At 65.4% G+C, this 563-nt stretch carries 1 protein-coding gene; it reads right to left on the bottom strand.

All coding sequences use genetic code 11. The features are described 5' to 3' along the window. A partial coding sequence (locus WFM69_RS19285) for a transposase (RefSeq protein WP_337007453.1) occupies positions 1-444 on the bottom strand: 444 nt, incomplete at its 3' end. Between the last annotated feature and the right edge of the window lie 119 nt (positions 445-563).

The following is a 563-nucleotide window of genomic DNA, read 5'->3' as shown; positions in this document are numbered from 1 at the left end:
GACGTGCTCGTCGAGGTCAGCGGCCATCCGTGACACCTGTGACTTCGAGAGGGAGTGGATCCCGAGGGTCTTCACGAGCTTGTCCATCCGGCGGGTGGAGACCCCGGCGAGGTAGCAGTCCGCGACGACAGTGATCAACGCAGTCTCCGCCCGCTTCCGGCGCTCCAGCAGCCATTCCGGGAAGTAGGTCCCGGTGCGGAGCTTCGGGATCGCGACGTCGATCGTGCCGACACGCGTATCGAGGTCGCGATGCCGGTAGCCGTTGCGTTGCGCCGTGCGGTCGGGGCTGGGCTTGCCCCATTCCGCGCCGACAACGGCGTCCGCGTCCGCAGACAGCAGCGCGTTGATCGTGGTCTGGAGCAGGCTGCGCATCAGATCCGGCGACGCGTCGGTCAGGGCTTCAGCAAGCACGCTCGCAGGGTCGACAATATGAAGTGCGGTCATCGTGATGATGCCTTTCGAGTGGAGGTAAGAGACTTCTCGAAGGATCACACGGTGACCGCGCTTACGTCGCGAGCGACGAGCCGGCCACCGTGGGCTACACCACGCTACGGGGCACTACT

Origin of the sequence: Microbacterium sp. LB12 (assembly GCF_037150835.1) — a bacterium.
Lineage (GTDB): Bacteria > Actinomycetota > Actinomycetes > Actinomycetales > Microbacteriaceae > Microbacterium.
This window is presented reverse-complemented; position numbering and strand designations above follow the sequence as displayed.